Annotated in this window: 6 protein-coding genes, 1 tRNA gene and 1 pseudogene; 4 read left to right on the top strand and 4 right to left on the bottom strand. The window is 50.8% G+C overall.

From position 1 onward, the window contains the following. Window position 1 precedes the first annotated feature (1 nt). Window positions 2-76, bottom strand: a tRNA-Glu gene (locus NK662_RS16655). A gap of 313 nt (window positions 77-389) precedes the next feature. Between NK662_RS16655 and NK662_RS16650 the strand changes: the two genes are divergently transcribed. Further along, window positions 390-1,826: a hypothetical protein gene (locus NK662_RS16650; RefSeq protein ID WP_254760067.1), complete on the top strand. Its 1,437-nt coding sequence runs from the start codon at window positions 390-392 to the stop codon at window positions 1,824-1,826. Between the two features lie 671 nt (window positions 1,827-2,497). Then, a complete protein-coding gene (locus NK662_RS16645; protein ID WP_254760066.1) occupies window positions 2,498-4,090 on the top strand; it encodes a hypothetical protein in 1,593 nt (530 codons plus the stop codon). 627 nt (window positions 4,091-4,717) lie between these two features. Here the strand turns inward: NK662_RS16645 and NK662_RS16640 are convergent. After that, window positions 4,718-5,030: pseudogene (locus NK662_RS16640) on the bottom strand (cardiolipin synthase); the annotation flags it as partial. A 157-nt stretch (window positions 5,031-5,187) separates the two neighbouring features. Between NK662_RS16640 and NK662_RS16635 the strand changes: the two are divergent. Further along, window positions 5,188-5,748, top strand: a complete 561-nt coding sequence (locus tag NK662_RS16635; RefSeq protein WP_254760065.1) for a class I SAM-dependent methyltransferase — start codon at window positions 5,188-5,190, stop codon at window positions 5,746-5,748. Window positions 5,749-5,772: 24 nt separating this feature from the next. Further along, entirely contained in the window at window positions 5,773-6,435 is a 663-nt protein-coding gene (locus NK662_RS16630; protein WP_254760064.1) for a TVP38/TMEM64 family protein, read from the top strand. Window positions 6,436-6,626: 191 nt separating this feature from the next. Here NK662_RS16630 and dnaB read toward each other — a convergent pair whose 3' ends face one another. Beyond that, window positions 6,627-7,904, bottom strand: a complete 1,278-nt coding sequence (dnaB, locus tag NK662_RS16625) for a replicative DNA helicase (protein ID WP_254760063.1) — start codon at window positions 7,902-7,904, stop codon at window positions 6,627-6,629. Next, entirely contained in the window at window positions 7,901-8,734 is an 834-nt protein-coding gene (locus NK662_RS16620) for a DnaD domain-containing protein (RefSeq protein WP_254760062.1), read from the bottom strand. The genes dnaB and NK662_RS16620 overlap by 4 nt, the downstream gene beginning before the upstream one ends. Window positions 8,735-8,939 lie beyond the last annotated feature (205 nt).

Below are 8,939 nucleotides of genomic sequence, written 5' to 3'. Positions count from 1 at the left end.
ATGGTGACCCGTACGGGATTCGAACCCGTGTTACCGCCGTGAAAGGGCGGTGTCTTAACCGCTTGACCAACGGGCCATTGCTATTTATGACTGAGGAAAAGATCTCCTTCAAAGCCAAGTCATCACAGTCGCTTGTGACACTTACACATATTACATGAAGTTTGTCCTCTTGTGAAGCCCTTTTTTATAGTTCTATTTTTCTGAATTTTCCCACCCCTGCGGCACCTGCATATTTGTTCATGTTCTCCGTACTAAAATGTACATTTGTTCTCCCCTATTCTGATATATAGAAGCAATTGGGATTCACACACCATATCCTCCTTCCCCGCAAAAATGGTACAATGAGGACTGTCGATCTGAAGAAAGAAACAGAGGTGAATTCCTGATTTATGATTACGTTGCCCATGGCGGAGATGATTGACCAAATTTCCCGCCTGAATTTGCTGAATCTGATTCATACGCATACAAAGAGCTCGCTGGAGCGGTTGATTGAAAACATCTATTCCGACCGTTATAAGGGAAAGGATGCCGCCGAAGTGCTCAAGACGGTGCGGCGCATTGATTTTCTCCGGACAAAGCGCAGATGGGCGGAGACCGCGCGCAAGGATTACCAGGCCTTCGTGGCGAATTCTGCGTCCAAGAAGAAATGGAAGGAGCTTGCCGGGGAGTATCAGCACCTGACCCACTATTATAAGGAATACGGGGCAGAGCGTTTTACAAGCCAAATGGCTTCCTTCAGCACGCCGGAGGGGCTCATTGAGGCCAGGCAGGCGGAGCTGCAGGAGTGGGCGAATGACGATGCGCGGCTGATCACAGACTATCCTTACATACAGCATAAGACAAATTTGCAAATTGAAAAGGCTATTCTGTTGGACATCGCCATGCTGATTGGCGCCGCGCTCACGAAGCAGACCCAGCATGACCTCGAAATTATTGAAAGCCCGTATTCCGCAACGGACAACCCGCTGTTTGCCAACTCGCAGTCCAAAATCAAAGTGGACGGGGAAACGCTGAAGCAAAACAGCAAGGAATATTATAAGAAGAGCTACCAGGCCGGCAAGACCCAGCTGGCGGAGGTGCTGATCGACAAGGATTATGCCGCGCAGAAGGACTATAAGGTCCCGGACCTGGATATGATCGACAGCCGGATTTTCCTGGAGGTGATGAGCCACCGCGGCAAGCTGTTCGCCACGCAAAAGCTGATCACCGTCAGAATTACCGACCTTGTCAAAGGCATCTACAGCTCGGACGGCAAGAAGAACTATGAGAATCTGGAGTCCCGCCTGAAAAAAATGCAGCACTTCAGCCTCGTGAGGCAGTATGAAGACGGCGGCTGGGAATCCATCGGCATCTTCTCCGATGTCAAGGTGCTTGTACAGGAGGACGGCACGCGGGTGGCGGAGATTTATGTGTCGGAGGCGGTCTATAAGGACTATATCCAAAATCAAACCGTCCGCATTTACAAGGACAAGATTTTCAACCTGTCATCGGGCTATGCCCACCATCTCATCTTCCCGCTGCAAAAGGAGCGTCTGGCGCGCTATCAGATGAACCTTTCCTTTGAGACAAGTATGGACTACCTGTACTTTGCCACAAAGGTGCGCTTTACCAAGCGGAGAAAGGCCGACAACCTGCGCGATATTGAGATCGCCCTGCAGGAGCTGATCGACCAGCAAATCGTCGTGAAGGCCTTTGAACGGATCCGGGATGTGTTTTACATTCAGTTTCATCCTGTACAGGAAAAGGAAGTGCAGAATCTGCTTGCCGGCGGAGTCGGCACGTATGAAAAGCTCCCTTTCTCCACGGCTCCATTTCCGGAAGCATGACCTCGCTCTAACAGCGGGGTCTTTTTGTGCTTACCGCATGTATAATTGTTCATTTCCTCCGTACCGTTATGTACATGGTTTCTTTTTCTCCGTACCGGCATGTACATATTTCGTGTTTTCTCGCTATATTCTCCCTTTTTTCTCGGCACCGCCCCTGTTCCCGCAGGCCTAGAACCAGAAATAGAAAAATAATTTGTGAACATTCTGTGACAAAAATGCCATTTCCCTGGCTCTTTTTGTTCATTCCCACCGTACTGTTATGTACATTTGTTTTCATATATCCGTACTTCCATGTACATGTATGCCGGTTTACCCGTACCATTATGTACATGTGTGCCTGTTTGTCCGTACTATTTTGTCAGTCTCCTCCCAAATGCATGCTGTTCCGCCTCTTCTCCCCTTCCTTCCCAGCTCGCACAAAGCGTGGCTCTGTCAGCCATTCTTCACGCAATCCCATTCTTTTTTGTTCATTTCTTCCGTACCATCATGTACATTTGCGACTATGCTCCGTACCATTTTGCCGCTGATCCGAATTTCCCGGAACCCTTGCTGTATCAGGCTTTTTCATAAAATTGTTCATTTTCTCCGTACCGTTTCGTCGTTTTACAAACGATTTCCCCGCCCCGTATACTTCAAAATGTGGAAATAGTGAGAAAGTGGGGTGATATGGTATGAAGCACGAAATGATTTTGGCAAACGGCTTGGGGCAAACAGGCATGAAGACGCATGGCTTTGTCATGTATCAGGGCATTGTGCAGGCTTTTTTTAATATGACGGCACAGTATGTCCGGGACACAACAGACGAAGCGCATTTCTTCTATCCGGCCTCCATCAGCAAAACGCGCAAGGTGCACCGGTACCATATCACCCGGGCTGACATCCTCTTATTGATGCTGCTGCAGGCCTCCTGCTATCCAGGCACGCACAACCTCACGAATGTGAGCCGCCGCAGCCTGTACCGGCAGTTTCAGCTGTTGTTTGAACCAAGACAGGGCGGAAGCGCGCGCTGGCCGATTTCCTACCAGCAGTTTGCCATTGCTTTGGAAAAGCTCCACGTGAACGGCATCATTGCGCTGACAGAGCGCGAAGGCGGCCGTTTCGATGTTCAGCTCCTTCACATTGAAGCAGAAGGGCGCCGCTTTGTGGTGTTCCATCCTGCCTTCTTCTCTGCGCGCTTTACAAGCAAAAGCGTGGCGGCCATGAAGCTGGCGATTGCCGTTATGATGCAAACGGGCGGCAGCAAGCAAGGCTGGTTTGAGCGTCTCCTGCACAAGGAGGCTGCTGCCGGCAAGTCCGCTCTGTACGGCCCGTTGTTTCAGCTTTTGCACCTTACACAAGGTGCAGAATTGGAACGTGTCATCCGGGAATGGACAGAAGAACCCCTGTTTGAACAGCAGCACCTGCTGCTCCCTGATCCGGTGTATGTGGTTCGGGCGGGGCGGCGCGCTGTGAAATTCACCTGCAGGCTCAATCCGTTTTTTGCGATTCCGCATACGAAAGAGGAGCGCCTGCAGCAGCACTACATCCCCGAGCCGGAAATCCGCTATGCGCGGGAAGCGTCTTATTTACATATGTTTATTGAGGAAAAACAGATCGGGGACTTTGCCGGAAAAGCAACCGATGCATTCTCCGTGCTGCTGCAGGTGCTGCGCCAGCACGGCAAGGATGTCATCCGCCATGTTGTATACGCGCTGGCAGAATATATCCGCGAATACAAGCGTATTCCGGAACAGCTGGCTGCCTTTGCGGACGCTGCTGTGCTGCAGCGGAAACGGGCAAAGGCGGCGGACATTTGCCGCGAAGCAGGCCTGCAGCTCTATGTCACTACAGGCCTGCGTCCGTCTGCAGCGGCCTACCACCAGCGCTGGAAAGCCTTTACCGCCAAGGTGGTATCGCTGTTCCCAAACATGACGAAGCTGCGCAGGGCACTGTTCCGCACGGCCCGCTTCCTGCGTGATGAGAAGCAGATGCTCTACTTCCTCCGCAAGCAGTACGCGCCTTGCGACGTGCTTCAGTATGTGAAGTTTGGCATGGACTCTTTTATCAAAAATCTGCGCAATCACGCCTATGTGAAGCAGGTGGATCCTGTCCTGTACCGGGAGCTGGAGCTCGAAGCGCTTCGCCTGCTGCAGACAGGGCATAATGCCGACACGATCAGCCCGCTCCTGCTCGGACAGGTAGAGTCCATCGTGCGCCCGTCTCCGGTGGACTTCCATCAGCGGCCGCTGGAAAACCTTATTACCGACATGGCAGAGCTTCTGTAAGTCTGCCTCCCAGCCTTTTGAAAAATGAACCCTTCAAAAGGCTATTTGCCGTTGGAAAAAAAAGATGTACCGCCTCCTGCCCCCAGCTCCCGCCGCATGCCGCAGCATGAAGATACAGCCGAAAGCCGGGGTCTCCTGCCTCTTCTCTGATAAAAACAGATACAGCAACCTGAATATCATGAACAACCTGGAAGATGTGGACAGCTTTGCTGATAAAAGCAGACATGAACATGTATATAGATAGAAGAAAAGATGATATGTGCACAAAAAATCCCCTTCTTTGCAAAGGGGATGGCTACCTGTTGGGAGACTGCAGCACCTGGCGGACGACAGCTGCGATTTGCATCAGCATTTGATTGATTGCTTCAGACTGGGGCCGCCTTCGCCTTTGTTTACATTTGGTTTTTTCAGTATATCCTTGTTTTCATTTGGTTCCTTCAAGAAAAAAGACCGGCCAGCCTTAGAGCTGCAAGGAATCTGCGCTCCTATAATAGGTTCATTCATTTATAATAGGCTTCTTCTTTTCTATTTTTTATAGTAGGAATTCTGACAGTAAAATGCGGGTTTTATACACTGATACATTTTTTGGAAATTAAGACATTGATTCATGCGCTCTAAGTAGAAAACCAAGATTTCTTGGTCCGGCACAAAATATGGTGTACTCAGCCAAACAGACTCTTTCGCATGGGCAATGGTTGTAAGTAACGCATTACGAATGGTGTTCTCTTTTGTGTCCGGTCCGCTTATGGCAATTTGCACAGCCCCAACTTCTGGTACAGAAGTGGCAATTGCTGCACTGCACCGAAACGCCTTCCAGGCGAAGGTGTGTATCCCGCCAAAATCCCATTTTCCGTGACCTTCCCATGTATTCATCGCCGACATTCAGTCCGCCGGTAAAGCCAATGCTTCCATCTACAACGACGATTTTACGGTGGTTGCGGTTTGCTTCTAGGATGTGCTTACAAATAAAGACTATACAAGTATTTAGATAAGTGCATGCTATATCCTTCTTAAGAATTCTTAAGGATTTTCCCCACTGTATGTTAAGCTTCTCTGCTTATACTAGGTCTTATCAACGATACAGGAGGGAATGTAAGATGAACGCACTTCGTTTTATTCAAGAGTATATGAAGAACCCAAGCGAGGTGGGAGCTGTGATGCCCAGCTCACGACAGCTGGCACGACAAATGATAGAAGCCGTTGATTTTCAGACAGCCTCCTGCATGGTAGAGTACGGACCGGGAACTGGCGTGTTTACAGATGAACTTGTACGAAACAAGCGTCCCGGAACAACCTTGCTCCTGTTGGAACGAAATGCTGATTTCTGTAAGGAATTAGAGAAGAAATACCATCATGTGCCAAACATGTATGTCATTCATGACTCCGCGGCCGAGGTTTCTCAATACCTTGCGAAATATGGCTATTCAAAAGCCGACTACATTATATCAGGCTTACCCTTTACCAGTTTGCCTGCTGGCGTATCGCGCCAAATTTTGCAACAAACAATCCAGGTGTTAGGTGAGGAAGGAAAGTTCATTACCTTTCAATATACAAAGGTAAAGCAAAAATTCTTTCACTCCTACTTCCCGTGTATCCATACAAAACGGGTGTATTGGAATGTTCCGCCGGCGTTTGTGTTTACTTGTTCTAAACAATGATGAGAAAAAGGGAGATGCTATAGAATGAAAAAGCTCTTGATGCCAGCTGCCGCTCTGTTGATCTGGGCTTCCTTATTTTTGTGGGCACACCAAGCAGGCTTGACGGGTATGGGCATGAAAGGAATTGTGGAGCGAATACAAGTGTATGGGACATGGACACCGTATATCTTTGTTGGATTATTCCTTGCAAGAATGGTTTTGTTCATTCCCGGGTCTGTTTGCATCTTCATCGGCAGCCTTTTATTTTCGCCGGTGCAGGCGGTTCTATTATCCTTAGCAGGGATTGTGTTAGCAGAAACAGTGGTCTACTTGGGTGGAAAATGGCTTGCTGATTCTGCAATGTATGAGAGAATGATGAAGAAATACCCACGTATCTATGAACTGTTAGAGCAGCACCGGGCAAAATTCCTAACGTTTGCCGTAGCTTGTCCATGTATGCCGACAGACGCAGCATGCTTTACTGCAGCAGCTACAGGAATGAAATATCGGACATTTCTGCTGTCTGTCATAACTGGGGCCATCCCGATGGTGATTCTATATACAGTAGCAGGAAATGCTCTCCTCCAGCCAAGCCCGCTTCTTCTTGTGGTGCTGATCGTCCTTCTGCTCATTGGCATCATTGCTATATTTGCTTGGAATAAATGGGGCCGCGTCAGAGAAGAAGAGGTACTGCGGGTTCACATGTGATGAGAAACTCTCTTGCCTTCTTCTTACCGGGTACCCTGCGCATCACACGGGTGAACATGAAATGATTGCTTACCCGGAAAAAGACCGTCAGCGCCCCTTTCCTCCCAGCAGACCCCCCTTTGTTACTATTGTTTGTCTTCGTTTTTTTTTCTTACGGTACGTGATATTTGTAATTTCTCCCCTCCGTATTATCAGAGGAATTGCCCGCACTCCTTCACAAACCGGAGCTTGATGGTTCCGACCGGCCCGTTCCGCTGCTTCGCCACATTGATTTCCACCTCATCCCCGCTTTTTGCCTCCCTGTCGTAGTAGTCCTCTCGGTACATCAGCAGGATCACATCGGCATCCTGCTCAATCTGCCCCGTCTCCCGGAGGTCCGACAGCATCGGCCGCTTGTTGTTGCGCGATTCCACTGCGCGGGACAGCTGGGAGAGTGCGGCCACGCATACCTTCAGGTCACGGGCCATTTGCTTCAGACGCCGGGAGATGCTGCTGATTTCTTGGCGCCGGTCTTCGCTTGTCACCGCCATGCCGCCGATGAGCTGGAGGTAATCCACGAGAATCAGGATTTTTTGATCAGGATGCTGCCGCTTCAGCCGGCGCGTCTGCGTCCAAATATCCTGCATCGTGATTCCTGCCTTATCGTAAACTTCAAACGGGAGATTGTGCAGCTTGGCCATCGTCTCGGAGGTTTTCTCCCAATCCTCGCAGGTGAATCGGCTTTTGGCATGATTCAGCTTCTGGCTTGAAATGCCGGCCAAATACGAGATGCAGCGCTTCAGAATCGGCTTTCGCCCCATTTCCAGCGAGAACAGGCCGACGGCGGCGTTGGAGGCGGCGGCCTGCAGCGCCAGATTGAGCGCAAAGGCGGTTTTTCCGACAGAAGGACGGGCCCCAATTACGATGAAATCCCCTTCCCGCAAACCGCCCGTCATTGCATTCAGCTTCGCAAAGCCTGTATCCACACCCTGTAAATCACCGGTATCCTGCTGGAGCTCCTCATAGATTTCCGCAAGGTCCTCCCTCACACTGCCGGAAAAAGGAGTGTCGGCCTCTTCCAGTTCACTGAGAGCCGTAATGGCCTCCCCGATGGCTTCCCCCTTCCGTTCCTGTTCCAGCCGCTGTCCCAGCTCCCCGGCAATGCTGCGCCCCGCCGCCATCTTCCAGGCGGTGCGGACGAGCCCTTCATAGTGGGAGAAATTAGCCACATTCGGCACGCTTTGCGCCAGTTCAGTAAAATAGCGAATGCCACCGAACTGTGCCAGCACCCTTGGATGCAGGCGCGCTGTCAGCGACGGAAGGTCCACCGGTTCCCCCTTTTCGGACAACTCGCGCATGAGCTGAAAAATGACGCGATGAATGGGCTGGGAGAATTGCTTTGCCACCAGCCGGCACTCCTGCAGCAGCCCGTCATCAAGGAGGATGCAGCCAAGGACCGCGCGTTCCGCATCCATATTCTGCAAGGTCATGGACGCCACCCCTTTTCCCCAAGCAGCTGCTGCAGCTCTCCCTCAGATGGGACATTTTCATACGCTTCCTCCTGCCATTCCGCCACCGGCTGCTCCTTCTTCTGATGCCGTGCGAGGGCCTGCTCCACCTCGGCCAGGGTGGTATAGCCCTTGCTGTGCCAATCCCTCAGGATGGCTTTTATGTATGCCATATTCCGCCCATTCCGCTCATAAGCGACCTGCATGGCGCGAAGCACAAGCTCGGCTGACAAATCGTCAATCCAGGCTCCCAGCTCCTGCGCCGCGTAGGAGGAAAGGGTGCCAAAGTGCTCCTGGTAAAATTGGAACACCCCGCTGCTGTCGTTTTGTTCTGCCGCCTCTGTCTCCTCCGCTTCCTCGTTCTCCGCCGGTACAGGCGCCGGCACGACCTGCAGCTGGCCGAAATGCTCACGCAGCAGAGGTACATCCAGGCCAAGGCGGGTACAATCCTGCAAATACAGCTGGCGGAACAGCTCGCTTTTCACTGTTTTCAGCTCACGCAGCACGCATTTTTCCACATTCACGTTCGTAATCGCATTGTTGAAAATCCAGTCGCAAATGTACACTTCCTTCGTCTGCGCGTCATACAAAATTTTGCCGTACTCCATAAAGCGGACAAGCAGCTTCTCCACGGTTTCAATCTGATAGCCTGTCTCCAGCTCCGCGAGACGCTTTGGCAGCGTGTAAATGCCGCACTGCGTCGTCTTCGTCCCCGTCAGCAGGTAGAAGTAGAAATAGCGCTCCTCCGGTGTCAGCTCCAGAGTGAAATCCTCCTGCCAAAATCCAACTCGAAAAGGCCTGTATACAGCCATCCCAATCCCTCCTTCTTTGCTTTCGTCCTATATATAAAGCGAAATCGGCAAAAGTGGGACTGGCGCGGAAAAAAATTTTTCTTCTTCTTCCTCTCCCTGTATTTGAGAAGAAGATGATTTTTTTATGCTTTTGTAATGCTTTTGTTTCTTTCTTGCAAGGGGCTTGTAAGGGGACCTGGACTCCTATGGAAGGGCAGAAAAAAGA

The sequence above is a fragment of the Ectobacillus ponti genome, from assembly GCF_024294785.1.
Lineage (GTDB): Bacteria > Bacillota > Bacilli > Bacillales > Bacillaceae_G > Ectobacillus > Ectobacillus ponti.
Note: the sequence above shows the minus strand (reverse complement) of the source record. Positions and strands in the feature narration are given on the sequence as shown.